Source organism: Phytobacter massiliensis JC163, from assembly GCF_000321045.1.
GTDB classification, from domain to species: Bacteria; Pseudomonadota; Gammaproteobacteria; order Enterobacterales; family Enterobacteriaceae; genus Phytobacter_A; species Phytobacter_A massiliensis.
Map to the genome: position 1 here is coordinate 1,639,796 of NZ_HE578945.1, position 15,567 is coordinate 1,655,362.

Genomic DNA, 15,567 nt, shown 5'->3' on the forward strand with positions numbered 1-15,567 from the left:
CCTTATTTGCCGAACCAATTATTACCTACACGTGGTTTACGTAGTATATTCTTACGCGTCTGTACTGGAATTGGTTTTGTTTCTTCTTTATTTATCACTGGAGGATTATTTATTTCTTCCTTAAGTTCAGATTTATGTTCACGTAACTTTCTATATGGCTGATTAGTACCAAGTTTACTTACAGCATATTCACGTGCTATTAGGCAGTAGTTTAAACAGTCCAATGCTTCATTACGTTTCTGTCCTTGTTTTAATCTCCACTGTAATTTACCACCCTTTGGTTTTAATTCTTCTGCGGTAAGTTGCTCAAAGTAATCATGTGGTAATGAACTACTAAAATGTAATTGCGTTGGTGCTAACTCTGGAGTATCACTAAGCATGTGATTTAGTAATTTACGAATAGTTAATTTACCTTCATGAACGTTCAGTACTTGAAGTTTATAACCAGCCTCAGTTGATTTCTTGAATAGTGGGCTTGTGGTTGATGAACTACCTTTAATGGGATGATACTTCGCCCAACGTCCTGTAAAGCGTTTAACTGTTTCAGTAGCATTGCCATTCGAACTATCTACAAACACTGCGAGAGTTGGAACTATGCGTTGTGATGGCGTCTTAAATTGCTGACGGCAGAACTTATCAAGTTCATTCCAGGCAGGTGCTTCTAACTTAGTACAGTCATGTGAATAGAAGAATTCATGACCAAGTACCCATACATTCTTTTCATCAAAGGCAGTTACAGTTGCTTCAAGTCTATCAAGTTGCTGATCGGCACTAATACAAATTCCCAATGCCTGTTCTGGAATGTTATGAATATGAAAACTGTCATCACGCGTTTGCTCAAGCTGAATAATATCAAGTTCTTTTTCATACTCGTTTTCATATACTTCACCCAATTCATTATTATAGAAAGTTTGAAGATTGAATGAATACAGGGCATCAGCATAATGTGATACCATTTCTTCAATAGTACCAAGCGGTGAGTACATACGGCTGATTTGATAACCTACTACACCCTTTTCACCATTTGGATTAGTGGCAATCCATCTACCATTGTCTACCATCTGGTGACGTGTATGTTCATCAATTTCATTTTCACAATGTGGACATATTAATTTTGCGGTAGTGGCATCTGGAATAGCACGACCATTCTCAAGTTGTTTGAATTGAAACTTAACTTGTTCCCATTCAAATTTATATTCATGTCCACAAGTATGTGTAACGTACCAGTACCGTTGATCTGATAGGTTAAATTCTGCGTTGATTAAGTCATTCTTAAACAGTGGGGTACTGGCAACTACGACAAGGGCATCTGAACCAAATGTGGACGTTCTGGCCTCTGCTAATTTAATTGGATTACCTTCTTCCCCAATCTCTACGTTTGATACTTCATCCAGTAGTACAGTACTACACGTGATCCCACGAAGGTTTCCGGGTGTATTAAGGTTTAGCCAGTAAATGAATGTGCCATTCTTTAGTTCTGTTTGTTTTGCGTTATTGGCTGCGTTCTTATCTGCCTTGTCGGTAACTAATGGTTTAAGTACTGGACTACTTTCAACTACTGGCATGAATTTACCAAGTCGAAATTTTTTGATTTCATCAGCACTGGATGATGCGAAAGCAAAGTTGGCCGGATTGTTTGCCATCATGTTCATGGCTATTGCAGTCATAACTTGAGTTTTTAGGAGCTGGGAACATGCCTGAATCACTATTTTTTAGTACTTCTATCTTGGGCAATATCCATCGGTTCACATTGAAAGGCAAACGGTACAAAGTCTAAACCCATACCCGGCCCATCAACCAACTTCATTACACCACCAGCTTTAATCCAATCACTAGTTTTCTGAATCTTCGGCGGTTTGATCGTCGGAAGTACTTTCTTCAATAATGTCGTTAGTTTCTTCTTGTTGCTCATCCTCTAGTATCTCTTCATCGTTAGGTAATTCAAATTCCATTTCACCTAATTGATAAAGTGATGTATCAATAACTTCTCGTAGTTTATCGCGTAGATCTTTTGAATCTGTCATGGCAAATAACTCAAGATAAATCTTATTTGGAATTGAACGTATTGTAGTTTTAATTTGGTGTAGATATGCAGTCAGTACTGTCTCTACGTACTCACTATTTATTACTAAGTTCTCTTTTTCCATTAATTCAAGTTCACTTAGTTTCCGTTCGGCAGTTAGTTTTGCTAAACGTTCTTTTTCTATTTGTTCTTTAATATTTGTATTGCGTAATGGTGTAATAACATTATCTGCCACCCATTTGCGTATCTGTGCTTCAGGCCAGTTCATATCCAAACCAGCAGGAACCCATATATTCCTTACAGTAGTTTCGTTATAGCCATAATCTTTTGATAGCTGTAACATACTTAGTTTTTTACTCATTTAAATTCCTATTCATTAAAATAATCCGTAGCTGAATAAATATTCAGTTCGTTTTTATATTTATTCTTGATATATATTTAAAATAAAGTGCTGCCGAAAACTCGCTCTGTACTGAGGGGTATAGGGGAACCTATTGAAATATAAGAATTTATTGGTTTCCGATGTTAATTCTCATCTGTTCAGTACTGATCAGTTCCATTCACTTTATTGAATATTAATTCACTATCAGTACTGTTCATAGTGTTGTTCATTGCTGGTAGTACTGGTAGTGATTCACATCTATTTAGTCTCTTAAGCGTGTGATTGAATGACTTTGATCACTGACCAATCATTGATCGCTAGGCCACCTATACGCTGTTCTAAGAGCATCTCTTGAAGAATGCCGTACATGTGTACTACTCGTTTCTTTTCGTTGAATGTTGAGCCTTGTAGAGCGTCTACGTGGTATCGCCAGCGGCCTATCGTGTAGTATGTTGGTTGTACTCGGATGTACTTGTACTGTACTGAGATTCCATCGGGGTATATGTGGATCTGGTAATCATCAGTCTGTATGTGTACTGATAGGATCAGTTCATTACGTGATGGGCTATAGCCGTGGTATTGACCATCGCTATCAATGTGTGATGTTCCATTTGAATAGTGTTTGAAGATTTCCATAAAATACCCCATAGTTGTTTAGCCTATGAGGTATTTAGACCCATTAACACAGTGAGCTAATGGAATTAGAAGTAAGGTTCAATCTCTTTCATTAGTTTTTCAACAATTGCCCTATCTTTATCATTATCTATTTTTGTAAAATCGTTAGGACTATTCACCATAAATTCAAAGTTTTCATCATTATCATTGATCCAAATTACGCCTAGCCATTTACGATTTATATGAGCTAAGATATTACTTGCTACGTAATAACAAAAACCGTCTGGATCATTATGCACTAGACTTTCATCCTTTATCCCCAACGGGTATTTAGATTTAAGTTCAAAGAGGCATAAACCATTTTTATAAAGTTCCCAGATCAGTGGTAAATTACTCCCATGTCCTTTCAATAGAGAATCCACCTCACCATTATCGAATAAAGTATATACATTATCTTCTTCTGTAAAAGTAATGACATCTTTATCTTCGTCATATTTGTACAAGTCACCATCAAACCGTATATCAAGCCCTGTTTCGGTAGTTGTGCATTTAAACCTTTCTTTTAATACATTTTGATTAAACATATGATGCTTTCCTCTAAATTTTCAAATTTGTTATAGCTGAGGAAAACGATATAATTTGGTAATGATTTTGTCCAAGTGGTTTATGCTGGCCTTTTTATCTGGCCGATTTGACATGACTTTTTCCGACGAATCTAAAATTTTATATAAGCACTTATATAATTCGTATGATTTAAGTGCCATTTTTGACAATTATACTCGCCGTTTGATAAGATGCTTGCACGAAACAAAAAAGCCCAAGAGGGTGCGGGAATTTAGCTAACTTCCCTTGACAAACCATCTTGAGCTTGATAAGAATCATTAAGATCTAATCTGTTTTACTTCCCTTCCCTAGTACAAAACTCTGTTTTTACTTACCTACCTCCCTAAATTCGACATTTTGTAAATCATTATTTTGAGTTATATCAGCGTATGTACCTGAGAGAAGCAAATTGGCCTGTACTCGCCTTGTATCGCCCATACACCTGCTCTACGTAGTGCTGATAGATAGTATCTGTCCTGTACTGGCACTATGACCTTCTCACAGTACTGGAGAAGGTTCTTAAGGATGATCGGGAAGATATCCCGGTTGATGTGTTCATCAGTAAACCTACGATCCAGACGGGCGACTTCTACCACGCCAGCCACTAACGGTAAAGTACTTGATAGATCACCACCCACAGCATCGAGCCAGATCTTTTCTGAAGAGTTATTGTCAGTAGTGAAGTACTTTACGAACGGTAGTTTGTAAGCTCTCGAATCGGTCTGAGTAGTTAGCACACAGAACAAGTTATGCTCCTGGAACCAATCGGCCTTACGTTCAATCTCGCGTACCTGCTGAGTATGTACTTCCTCTAACATGTGTTTGGATTCTCGCCCCTTACCTATGATCACCGGGCAGCCGTTGATGTTCGCCCTTGTTCTCATCTCCATACCTAGAAGTTTTCCATCCGTAGATGTAATCGGTAATGCCCAATGATCAACTATCATTTCCTTTCTCACTTGCACTTAAGTTACTGATATAGATCATTTTTTATCTGTACTGAGTCAACCTTTATCACGCTGGACCACCAGATCTAATGGTCCATGAGTGACAAGCAAAAGGAATTAATTAATACTGTACATACATACAGTGATAAGGAGGGATACAGAATGACAAGCAAGGTAGGATTTGATCCATCACAGACATGTGGTGTACAGGCGTTCCAGCACCTGGATCGGTACTATAGGATTTGCTTCTACGGGTCAGGGCTGGAGCATGTGAGAATAGGCGAGAAGGTACTTTTTCAAAACCAGGCGGGTAAGTACTGGATCGGTATTATTGAGCGTGATTGCTTTATGTTCATTGGAGAGGAAGCGTTCAGTACTGTGCTTGATGCCCTGGGGTATGATGGGCAGGTAGAGAGGATGAAAGAGTTAGCAGAACAGGATGATTGGTTCTGTGATCAGGGAGAACTACCGTTTTAATATTATCCGTAGAAACCCGTACAAACACGGTGCAGCCATAAGACTACCAACAATCCAGGCTGCAATTTCTAAGGGGTAATAAACGATTATTGTTACCCCACCTACTACACCGCTAAGTAAAAATGCTTCTACCGAATATTTGAAGTAAACGTAGGCCATCAGTAGGTACAGTACTGGAGCATGATTGTTAATTTTGTTAATGATATGGAAAAAGAGATCCACGTAACCACCCTCAAGCCACCAACAAACCTACCCATTAGGCTTGAGGGTGGCACAAATGCATTCTAACTAAAGTACTCAATCTAGACAATGCTTATTAATTATTTTCTCTGAATCTTTTAATTAATTCTTGAGAATTAGGAATTTCATGCTCTTTATTTTCTTCATCTAGAATTGTCAAATCCTCTAATGCATAAACTTCGCCTTCATCGCCACTCAATATAAAATCGTGCAAACTGATTTTAAATTTAACCCTGTTCTTTTCTCTTAGAGTTATACCATTTTCTTCAACTTCATAGCTTGTATGGCCTTCTTCATAATGTCGCAAAACTCCTTCAAGTACTGCGTCACGCCTTCCAACATTCGTTACTATTATCTCTATGTATAAAGCTCGGTCAGAATGACTATGAAATACTAAGCGTGAATTTATTTTAAGTATAGCTCTATCTTCAGTGACCGCTTGTTTAGCTACATTCAATGATTTTGCAGCTACAATAAGAGATATAATCGAAATTATTATGGCTGTAGAATCTTTAAAATAATTGAATACTTCCATTTATAGCACCCTACCCCTATTTGATTTCTGCCCCAATCTCTTTCATCTTATCCAGCACCTTAGCGAGTTCCTCTGGTGATAGTGCTAGCTGTGCTGCCAGGTAGAACAGTATGTGTAGGGACATATCGCGGGGAGCTGTACCGCCAGTGTACTTACGCCACTGATTGTTACCCGATACCCCAGCAAGATCGGCCATCTGGTTTCCCGTGTAACCCAGCTTAGTTTTCAGTTCGTTAAGATCGTCAGTACTGGGAGGCGTGTATTGGTCAATCAGTCGCATATGTTCCCTACAAAGCAAAAAGCCCCTTGCGGGGCTTCATGTTAGATAAATTTTATGAGTAGTGCAGTTATGGTACTTACTGACGCAATCAAAGATGTACTAACAAGGATCGGATACCAGGATGATTCTCTGTTGAGTTTACTCGTCTCTGCGATCAGCTTGGCAATCTCAGCATTGATTTTCGCTAACTCTGCCTGTGTCATTTCGTTAGTACTCATCGTTCTTCCTTTCGGGTTGTCGGGCTGCGACTATTCGCTACCCTGTACAGATAATATAGCCCCTTTGGTGCTACATTGCAAAGGATAATTTAATCAAAATTCCTTTACTGTAAACTTCCTTTATGTATCATCATGTTTAAAAAAATAATGAGAGTTGCAATAAATGAAAATTGAATATAAAAAACCAATATTAATTGTATTCTGCTCTATGCTTGCCTTTATCGCATCTGTAGGGATTATATACTATTACAACAAAGATAATTTTGAATGGGGGAATGTCAGTGATTGGTTAAGTTCATTAAGTACTTTCGGTACTTTACTCGTAGCATATGGTGCTTTTATTAAGGCTCCTGACTGGCTACTTCAAAAACGTTATGAAGTTGCGAGTTATATTATTAATGAAACTATATTTAATGACTTACCAAAGCTAAGCAAGCTTTGCTCGCAGTATAAAACCAGATACTTTTTGATAAACAGACAACTGGTAGATTCATTAAATGGAAAGGTAATAAATGATCAGATGTTAAAAGAAAACCGGTCAAAGCTCGATAATACATTTAATGAGTTATTTACGTTAGCAACATCAATGAAGAATGAACTACGAACAATAAAAAGAAATCAATTTGAATTTACTGAATATACACTTATTATATATAACAAATTAATTGAGATTGCCTCTAATTACAATACATTAGATTCAGAAATTTTGTTTAGTACTTTAGATGCAATAGATTTTGATCTATCCGACGAAACAGACTCTCAGAAACATTTAGATACTATAATGTCTCTCAAAGTCCGAACTATAGATTTAAGTAATTCATTCAATGAGTTTGCTCGTAAAATTGCTGCTGATAATAAACCTGTTGAAGAGTTTATTATTTCGGTCAAGAAATGAATCATTAGAGCGGACATTTTTTAGCACGTCATTTTAGTTAATTATTTTCGTGTGCGTTTATCCCTTTCTTTATTCAATTCTAACTGCTCAAGTACAAAATCGTTATCCGGCTCGTACTTGAGTAGTTCACGATACGCCCAGTCTAAGCAATCCTCAAGGTTCTCAACGTATGCCTTAACTTCTGGATTGGCTACATCAATATGTTCATTAATGTGGCGTACATCTTGTTCGGCTGGCACTTCAATTCCGTTAACACTAAATCCTAATTTCATATTTTTTATTTGTCTTGGAGTACTAAAAATTATAGTACTTGATCCCTTTTAAATAGTTTATGTGTTATTTCTGCATATTCTAAATCATATGATTCAATATTGTGATTAGCTTTCATGCCCTGTAGGAACAGTATCTTTAGTGCTTCTTTACCATACTCCTGTTCATCTGACAGGAAACGTAACCCGAATACGTCACTGTAAATCATATCGAACTCATGAAAGCTGTTTTTGATTCGTGTGTACTGCTTATTCCAGTAGTAACTGGTATCACCTACCTGGAGGACAATGCCAATCAGTACTTTATCTTTGAACACCCGGTACTCTGTACCAAATGAGTAGTTATATTTTTCTATATCCATAGATTTACCTCTACAGATATTTATAGTTATGACGGTATGTTTATCTAGTTAGACCCATTCAAACATGGGTTGTACTTTCTCTTGCTGATAAACCTCATGGTCAAATACACATTTATAATTTAGTTTAGATAGTTGACGTACTAGATCATCTGTAAACCCATATTCATAGCATTCAGTATAACCCTCTGGCATTGAGTCACGTTTAACAGCAGCCCGGTACTTTAGATTAGCATTATGTATTTTCTGCTCATCATGAATGTAACCAATAGATTTTACGTCATGCTTGAATAAACGAAAGTGTGAGTACTCATAATGTACGTTCCTTTTTTCTAGTTGATCCATACGTTTCAGTATATCACTGGTATATCCTAGTTTTACATAGCAAGAACCAGTATGAATATTCCTTACATTACACATATAAATGAATTGCTCTTTCTCCATTTTTTATCCTCATTTCTGAGGCGATAAATAGTACGCTAACACTGGGCGGCCTTCGGGCTGCCTTTTTTATCGCCTTTTGTTTTTTAGTACTGCTTTTTAGTAGAGGTAGCGGTTAGGATATCTATTATATAAAATACTTAATTACTAACCGCTACCTTTTATACTTACATACGTAACTGATTTAGTTTCGCTTTGATCCCTTCCAGAGATTGCCTTGCTTCCACGTGTTCGGTAGCACCTACGTATGACGTGAAGGCTGGCTTAGTGAAACGTAAGCCTGTTAGCGATAGGTGGATCACCTCACATACCTTGATAACGCTACCGTTCACCTTTGCGTTCTTACCCTTACTAAGAGTAATGTAACGCTCTAGAATCGCTTTAGCCCCCTTAGATGAGTTGCTTTCTAACCCAGTACTCCCCATCGTTACGCATTTTGACCACATAGGATGTTTCAACATCAACGCTGTATTACCCGCAAAGTACTCATGTAGTACTTTCTGGATCACGGCATCTGCAATGTCACGGATCGCGAAAGCGTCTAGATTCGTTCTATCCGCTACCATCCCTACGATCAGTTCACGAATAGTGTTACCTGTTGGGAAGTAATCTGCGTCCATGTGAGCACGATAGAAAAAGGTACGATCATCAATGAACCCTTTCACTAGTGCTTCAAAATCATCCTTATGTAGACCACGTGCTAGTAGTTTCTCAGCACTCTGATCAACCGCTGTATAAAGCTCTGTAGCCTCTTCTACGGGCTTCACGTTCCCGTTGATGGCATCAGATAGGTACTCTTCTATAATCGCGTTCTCTGCGTCTATAGCGGCGTCTTTCAGCTTCTTAGCAGTATCGGTAATGACTGCGTTGTTGTCTCCATCACCATCTTCAAATCGTAGCGGTTGAACGACGAAATCATATTTTTTCAGTTCTGTGCTAAGGAGTGAGAAATCATTAGCGTACTCACGTGTTCTGTGTTCAGAGTATGCGTAATCAATACCAGTAAATGATACTTCAAACTTTCCTTCATGGAAGTACACCATACTCCCAGCAATATCTTTACGGTACTGACTAGTAAATGAATACTTTGCTTCATCTGTTTGAAGGGCTTCATATGTAGTTTGTAGAAGTTCTTTCATTACTTTAGCATCCGCAACTACTTCAGCACGATTAAATAAACCAACTTCCACCACTTCTTTTCTGTTCACGTAGTAAGTAACGCTCTTTAGGTTTGTGATCTTACGGAAACGGTTGGTGAATTGTTCAATTCGTGCGGGATGTTCATCACCAACGATAATTACATCTACTTCATCTAATTGGTTTTCAATTGATAGTCCTTCAACGATACTGTACGTACCATAAAGCACTTCAAACTTCATTTCACCACTGACATATAAATCTACTACATCATCATCATTTTTCTTATCAGCGTTTACAACTAAGCCAGTACGGGTACACATTTGATTTAGTGCTTCACACTGTGCTTTATCATTTAGTAATACTATGGTTTTGCGTTTACTTGTATTCAATTGAGTTAGTACTAGATCCTGAACCTTTGAGGCTACTACAGTACTAAGTACTTTACGTGCCTTACTCGCTTTATAGACCTTGTATACTTTGTTAAACTGAATACCAGAAAAATCATCAGGTGAAGCCGTCCCTGACATCATAATTACACTTCTAAACAATGGGAAAGCGGCAATTAGACGGTTAATAACGTTAGCCTTATAACCATAGTCTAAGAAGAATCCGTGAACTTCATCAATTACTAGTGTCTTATCAGAAAAGTACTCTTGATTATCATGGCGTAGAATAGTTTCTATCTGGTTCCATGTACAAATCCCAGTACTGAATACATCATTATCACCATTGAATGATAAGCGGATTGATGTTAACGGTACTAATACGATGTAACCTGGTTTTGCCCTACTCTCATTTTCTTTAGTCTCAATAAACTGTGTAGTCTTACCAGTTCCCACTGATGAGTTAATAAGATTTACACCATAAGAAAGATCCATACTGCTATAAATGTCACTAATGTATTGATTCTCTTCTAAGTTCCATTCACGATCATAAATTGATGAATTTCCCGCTAGTTCCTCTCTGAGAGCATTTGATAGTACTCTATCAACCACCGTACCATTCATCACAGCCTGACGTAATTTATCTGCCTCTTCTTTAAGTGCTGCACGGTCTACTACACGCGGTAGTAATAGTTCCTCTTCCATTTTGTATATCCTTATATTATCGCGTTACTTCCTGTAATCGCGTTGCTACTACTTGTAAGGCCAGTAGCATTTACCCCTTGATCATCATTTCATTGATTAGATATTGAATTGCGGCAGATTGCCCTTTGGCTTTTCCTGTATCTATTAATTGTTTTTGTAATGCTTGCACCTGTGATTCGCTAAGGCGTACAGACACACGAATGTCTTTATTTTCTTTTTTCATTTTGTCATGCTTTTCTCGATAAATTTTATACAAAAGGTAGCCCCATTGCGGGGCTATTCTTATACAATAGGATTGGAGTTTATAATGCTAACGTACTGACCTGACGTTAAAAGGTTTATACTATGATTATACCACAATAAGTTTTTTCGTTTCATTTATTTATAGCTAAATGAAAAATAACTCTTGCATATTATACCATTATATTTATTTATGTTTCATTTTTCTGTACTGAAACAGGAAACAACATATGGGAAAGTATCAGTACTGGCACAAGTATACACGTGCCTATCACAAAGCACTTGAATAGACCCGTTATGATTGTAATTATCAATATAATTGTTAATAAAGCTAAATTTTTCATAAACACCCCTTTATAGAAGTATTTATAGATTTAGCTCCAAAAACTACCGAAACCAAACGATGTATATTTAACAGTACCAGTTACACTACAATTCATCTCTTGAATAGCTTTAATAAGTTCCATTGTAATTTTATGAGGGTTGAAAACTGCACTACAAGCCTGGCACCCTAAATCAGAGATGGGAAACGTTTTAGTTAGTACTTCCGAAGTATCAACAAATAGCCTGGTAGCAACGATCATCCCATGCTCAAACTGATACGTATAAATCTGCTCGTTAATCGAATCTTGAATTTTTGTGAAAATCGTCAATTGAGGTTTTTCTTTAGTATTTGTCGTGAAATTGTATCCATCTGGAAAGTACTGACTGATCGAACATTCTTTTTTTGACATTTTTAATCCCCTTTTCACTACCAGCCCAAACAATGGAATCAATAGTACTGGTTGTATAACATGCCGTCAAAAACCCGCTTTTAGGCTGATTTGACATTTAGCAGTCATGATGTAGACCTTCAGATTCCTTTACTAAAGCAATTTTCATATCGATTACGATCCCTAAACTAAATTATCTTTACTATTTCGCCTGTAGCTTTTACTATGCGAATCTGAACACTTTAGCCCACCGGGTACGTTATACTAATTTTATATCTTGACTTTTGGCATGATGTGTGATTCTAAAAAAAGTATAAAACACTCTGTACGGTACTTTTTAGTAGTTATAATTCTGTTTTGCTTTTCTTCACCCCCCACTAGATGGTTGATAATTGAACAATCACAAAACCTTCCCAATGCTAAACTTTATAATTCCTCCTGTAACGCTTTCTAAGCAGTTCAAGCCCTAACCCATTCAACCCGCATTACTACATATAAAAAAACCTCGCAGGGGCAATCCTACGAGGCTGAAAATATACTTTCAAATGTGAAGTAGATGAAGTTAGCTATTTTCTAGGCCAAAACATTTTACTATCAAGTTCTGGATAACCCACATGCGATAGCAATTCTTTCGCTTGGTGTAACATCATCATATTGGCTGCATGTAGCTCTGCGTACCGCTCTCTAACGCGTTCTAATACTTCCTCTGGTACATCCCCATCAGCTACTTCAAGCTCTTGCTGTGAGAACGGTAGAGCACCTACATAACACCCCCATTCATAAGGTGTGTTACCTGCGGAGAAGTTATAATATTCGTCATTCCCTTTGATCTGAAAACTGATGAATAGTCTTCTATCATGCTTCCACGCTCGTACATCACTTATGGCACTATATACAACATCGCGTAACTTACTACGGTATTCATGTACGGGATTTTGAAGTACTCCATACTGAGCATAAGTAAAGAAGTCCATCATGATTGTTTCAAAGGTACTATCATTTGCTAACAATTGTTTACGCTGAAGTACTTCAAGTTCAATTATGGCATTGTCTCTTTTAGCTTTAAGTTCCTTAATAGTTTCTGCCAATTCATCAACGTCAACATCATCAAGAGCAATAGCTAATTTAGTTGCTTTATTGATCTGAGTACTATAACCATTGATAGTACTTTCCATTGCGTTAATCTGCTGTGTGTAATCAGCTTTAGCACCCTGCCCTTTTTGTTGTAGTTCGATATAGGCAATAGTAGTTACTAGCATTAAAGTATGTTCAACTAAGATACCTGGCAATGACCAAGTTTTACAATCGTGATGGTATCCTCTACCTTTCTCACAAAGATAACGAATAGTATCACCGTGACGCATAGCCATCATTGTACCGCCACAATGACCGCATCGGAACAACTTCATACCAGAAAGTAAATTAATATTATTCCGTTCAGCAATAACTTTACTGTTACCTTCACTGTCAGTAACTACGCGTCCTTCTCCTACTTTGCCAATGTACTTTGTAGTAGTTCTGATTTGTTGTAGGCGTAGGAATTGCCCCTCTGATATCAACGCTGGATAGTAGTCCGGTAATACATATGTCTTACCCCCTACAGATATTTCACGCACACCATACACCGCCTTGTTCAAGCGTAGCTTGCGTACATTAGCCATAGCCCATGCCTTGCCTTTGTAGTAGTGTGGAAAACGTTCATTGAGCATCTGTGTTACTTTGAATACAGATATCCCTTCCATGAACTTATCCATAGCAAGTTGAGCACAAGCCCATAGTACAGGATGTGGTTTTACGGCCTCATACATGGAACCACTATCATCAATCCACCACGGATGAGATCCAACGCTCTTAATGTTTACTGGTAGCCCTTGTTTAAGAAAGCGGTCAATCAACGCAAGAGCGTTACCATTAGTACGGTTTTGTTTAGTTTTAGATTCTTCGTGTGCACGGGAAAACATCAGAATACTTGTCAGCAGATCAACCGGATTGCCCTTGATTGCTTCACGTGTATAAACCTTGTTATCCATACCTGTTACTACTGTAATTCCACGGCGTAAAATGCCGAGAAACAGCTCTAACGCAGTGTCAATTTCAGATCTTGTTATACGGTCAAGAGCCTCCACGTAAAGAACTGAATTGCAAGCAATTAACCCCTCATCAACTGCCCGTAAAAATTGCCCCAGTGCCCCATTCTCATTTGTGTTGGCTGATTTGAAACCTGACACGCCAGCATCTACGATTTCTTCAATTTCAAGACCATTTTTCTGAGCATATTCCTCTGCCGATTTAGTCTGTCTTGCCTTAGTTGTACCATCGGCCTGTACCGCACTTGACCAACGCTGATAACTGTATAATTTCTGAGCCATATTCTACATATTCCATACAAATCAATAAGTTATATTAATGTGTAGAATTTCTCTTTGGGTTGCCCGGATGACTAATGATATGGGCGTAGCCGCTGGCCATCGTGGCGATCATCGCTTCGGTATGGGCCGCTTCATCCTGCGGCGCAAACACCGGCTCGTGAAAGCCAGCAATGATAAGATCGAGCGAGCCGAGCATCGGGCCGCTACAATCGATCTCCCCTTCCCTGTTTTTGATGTTGGCTTCGATACCGCGCAAAATGCCTACGCCATCCACCAGACGCGGCCAGATGCGCATATTGATAAAGTGCCAGTGATGCGGGGCATCGGCCATATCAGGCCCGTGGTCGGTGATAGCAAAAAGTTTGATGCCTTTACGTTTCGCTTCGGATATGTAGTCTTGCAAAGTGCTGTAAGCATGAGTGCTGGCGACGGTATGCATGTGCAGGTCAACGGGATACATGAATCTCTCCTGTGGCGATTTTGTGCAAGGATAGCAGTTATCATTGCCCTTTTTAATGACAATGCCGATTGCGCCACCGAAACTAGTATCCACGACGCCTGTCCACACGCCCTTGCGCTGATTCACCGCGCTCAAGCTGGGTAATGGTGCGGGCGATATACGTGATGGCGTCATCCGCCCTTGTCGTCGCGGCGATATGGGGCGTCATGGCGACACGAGGGTGCTGCCACAAGGGGTTTTCAGCAGGCAGCGGCTCCTGAGAGAAGACATCGAGCATCGCCCCTTTCAGTTTGCCCTGATCCAGCGCCTGCAGAAGTTCGTGTTCAACGACATGCGCGCCGCGCGCCAGGTTCAGCAGATAGCTGTTATCCGCCAGTTGGTTGAGCAGCGACAGGTTTATAATGCCGACGGTCTCCGGCGTGTGCGGTAAAAGGTTAATCAGCACACGGGTACCGCGGAGAAATTCGTTCAGTTCCTCAGCGCCCGCGTAGCTGGTAACGCCTGCAAATTCTTTGCGCGTTCTGCTCCAGCAGCGCAGCGGGAAGCCCCAGACGCGGAGGCTTTCGGCCACTTTAGACCCCAGTACGCCTGCGCCAAGAATGCCAATGGTGAAATCTTCATGGCGGTATTCGTCGAGTTCCTGCCAGCTTGCCTGCTGCTTAAGCGCCTGATAATCATCAAACCGACGAAACCAGTGCAGCACCTGGCTGACCGCATACTCCTGCATCTGTTGCGCCATGCCGGTATCTTCCAGACGAAATAGCGGCGTGGTCTCCGGCAGCATTTCCGGGTGGGCATTCAGCTTAGTGAGGATCGAATCCACGCCCGCCCCCAGGGCAAAGACCGCTTTCAGCGCCCGCCCGCGGAGCATCTCTACCGGTGGATTCCACACCAGCGCATAATCCGCCGGCTGGCTGTCGCCCTCCTCCCATTTACGTATGCGTGCGCCAGGCAGGGCCTTTTCCAGCGTGGTGATCCAGTACTGGCTGTCAAAGGTCGGGTGATAAAAGATAATGTCCATGTCAGCTCCATAACAGGTGGTTTGTTTTCCGGCAAAGCGGGAATGGCAGTAATAGAATGTTCGCGTAACACCATAGCAAATATCCTGATTGCTTCGGGAATTTTCCCGACCGACGGTAAAAAAGACGATTTCAGAACGTTTAAGAAGCAGGTTGCTTGAAGTTTGTCTAAACGCGCAGATTTATTGAAGAATCGTGTTGACGTCGCCAGCGCTTTTCCCTACATTAGCGCCCGTCCCGACAACATCGGGAAG

General features: G+C 39.6%; 17 protein-coding genes and 1 pseudogene. 2 read left to right on the forward strand and 16 right to left on the reverse strand.

Annotated features, from left to right (window positions below; translation table 11 throughout):
* Window positions 1-2: 2 nt before the first annotated feature.
* From ENTHG_RS08110 to ENTHG_RS25445, 4 genes are all read right to left on the reverse strand, one after another.
* Window positions 3-1,652, reverse strand: a complete 1,650-nt coding sequence (locus tag ENTHG_RS08110) for a terminase gpA endonuclease subunit (protein ID WP_237567459.1) — start codon at window positions 1,650-1,652, stop codon at window positions 3-5.
* Window positions 1,653-1,832: 180 nt separating this feature from the next.
* Window positions 1,833-2,384 carry a hypothetical protein gene (locus ENTHG_RS08115; RefSeq protein ID WP_237567460.1) on the reverse strand — a complete coding sequence of 184 codons (552 nt, stop codon included), beginning with the start codon at window positions 2,382-2,384 and terminating at the stop codon, window positions 1,833-1,835.
* A gap of 722 nt (window positions 2,385-3,106) precedes the next feature.
* Window positions 3,107-3,604: a hypothetical protein gene (locus ENTHG_RS08125; protein ID WP_044177711.1), complete on the reverse strand. Its 498-nt coding sequence runs from the start codon at window positions 3,602-3,604 to the stop codon at window positions 3,107-3,109.
* Between the two features lie 396 nt (window positions 3,605-4,000).
* Window positions 4,001-4,570 (reverse strand): EAL domain-containing protein, encoded by a 570-nt coding sequence (locus tag ENTHG_RS25445; RefSeq protein WP_148380067.1) that lies wholly within the window; start codon window positions 4,568-4,570, stop codon window positions 4,001-4,003.
* A 162-nt stretch (window positions 4,571-4,732) separates the two neighbouring features.
* Between ENTHG_RS25445 and ENTHG_RS08135 the strand changes: the two genes are divergently transcribed.
* Complete coding sequence (locus ENTHG_RS08135; protein WP_044177713.1) at window positions 4,733-5,047, forward strand: hypothetical protein; 315 nt, start codon at window positions 4,733-4,735, stop codon at window positions 5,045-5,047.
* 316 nt (window positions 5,048-5,363) lie between these two features.
* Here the strand turns inward: ENTHG_RS08135 and ENTHG_RS08140 are convergent, their stop codons facing one another.
* Genes ENTHG_RS08140 through ENTHG_RS25810 form a run of 3 tightly spaced genes read right to left on the reverse strand, consistent with a single transcriptional unit; the run spans window position 5,364 to window position 6,320 of the window.
* Window positions 5,364-5,822 (reverse strand): hypothetical protein, encoded by a 459-nt coding sequence (locus tag ENTHG_RS08140; protein ID WP_044177715.1) that lies wholly within the window; start codon window positions 5,820-5,822, stop codon window positions 5,364-5,366.
* A gap of 16 nt (window positions 5,823-5,838) precedes the next feature.
* On the reverse strand, window positions 5,839-6,102 hold the full coding sequence (locus ENTHG_RS08145) for a helix-turn-helix domain-containing protein (RefSeq protein WP_044177717.1): 264 nt from the start codon (window positions 6,100-6,102) through the stop codon (window positions 5,839-5,841).
* A gap of 41 nt (window positions 6,103-6,143) precedes the next feature.
* Entirely contained in the window at window positions 6,144-6,320 is a 177-nt protein-coding gene (locus tag ENTHG_RS25810) for a hypothetical protein (RefSeq protein WP_187371644.1), read from the reverse strand.
* A 163-nt stretch (window positions 6,321-6,483) separates the two neighbouring features.
* On the opposite strand from ENTHG_RS25810, the gene ENTHG_RS08150 reads away from it, so the two are divergent.
* Window positions 6,484-7,215, forward strand: a complete 732-nt coding sequence (locus ENTHG_RS08150; RefSeq protein ID WP_044177719.1) for a hypothetical protein — start codon at window positions 6,484-6,486, stop codon at window positions 7,213-7,215.
* A 41-nt stretch (window positions 7,216-7,256) separates the two neighbouring features.
* Here ENTHG_RS08150 and ENTHG_RS08155 read toward each other — a convergent pair whose 3' ends face one another.
* From ENTHG_RS08155 to ghrA, 9 genes and pseudogenes are all read right to left on the reverse strand, one after another.
* A complete protein-coding gene (locus ENTHG_RS08155) occupies window positions 7,257-7,487 on the reverse strand; it encodes a hypothetical protein (RefSeq protein WP_145973651.1) in 231 nt (76 codons plus the stop codon).
* A 29-nt stretch (window positions 7,488-7,516) separates the two neighbouring features.
* Window positions 7,517-7,846, reverse strand: coding sequence for a hypothetical protein (locus ENTHG_RS08160; protein WP_044177725.1), 330 nt, complete (start codon window positions 7,844-7,846; stop codon window positions 7,517-7,519).
* 48 nt (window positions 7,847-7,894) lie between these two features.
* Window positions 7,895-8,287: a GIY-YIG nuclease family protein gene (locus ENTHG_RS08165; protein WP_044177728.1), complete on the reverse strand. Its 393-nt coding sequence runs from the start codon at window positions 8,285-8,287 to the stop codon at window positions 7,895-7,897.
* A 164-nt stretch (window positions 8,288-8,451) separates the two neighbouring features.
* The gene (locus ENTHG_RS08170; protein WP_044177731.1) at window positions 8,452-10,512 is read right to left on the reverse strand and encodes a DEAD/DEAH box helicase family protein; all 2,061 of its coding nucleotides are present in this window, start codon (window positions 10,510-10,512) and stop codon (window positions 8,452-8,454) included.
* 70 nt (window positions 10,513-10,582) lie between these two features.
* A complete protein-coding gene (locus tag ENTHG_RS25815) occupies window positions 10,583-10,735 on the reverse strand; it encodes a hypothetical protein (RefSeq protein WP_187371639.1) in 153 nt (50 codons plus the stop codon).
* Window positions 10,736-11,126: 391 nt separating this feature from the next.
* The gene (locus ENTHG_RS08180) at window positions 11,127-11,486 is read right to left on the reverse strand and encodes a hypothetical protein (RefSeq protein WP_044177736.1); all 360 of its coding nucleotides are present in this window, start codon (window positions 11,484-11,486) and stop codon (window positions 11,127-11,129) included.
* Between the two features lie 545 nt (window positions 11,487-12,031).
* Window positions 12,032-13,834 (reverse strand): recombinase family protein, encoded by a 1,803-nt coding sequence (locus tag ENTHG_RS08185; RefSeq protein WP_052332679.1) that lies wholly within the window; start codon window positions 13,832-13,834, stop codon window positions 12,032-12,034.
* Window positions 13,835-13,886: 52 nt separating this feature from the next.
* Window positions 13,887-14,294: pseudogene (locus tag ENTHG_RS08190) on the reverse strand (PHP domain-containing protein); the annotation flags it as partial.
* Between the two features lie 82 nt (window positions 14,295-14,376).
* Window positions 14,377-15,315 carry a glyoxylate/hydroxypyruvate reductase GhrA gene (gene ghrA / locus ENTHG_RS08195; protein ID WP_044177739.1) on the reverse strand — a complete coding sequence of 313 codons (939 nt, stop codon included), beginning with the start codon at window positions 15,313-15,315 and terminating at the stop codon, window positions 14,377-14,379.
* Window positions 15,316-15,567: the final 252 nt, after the last annotated feature.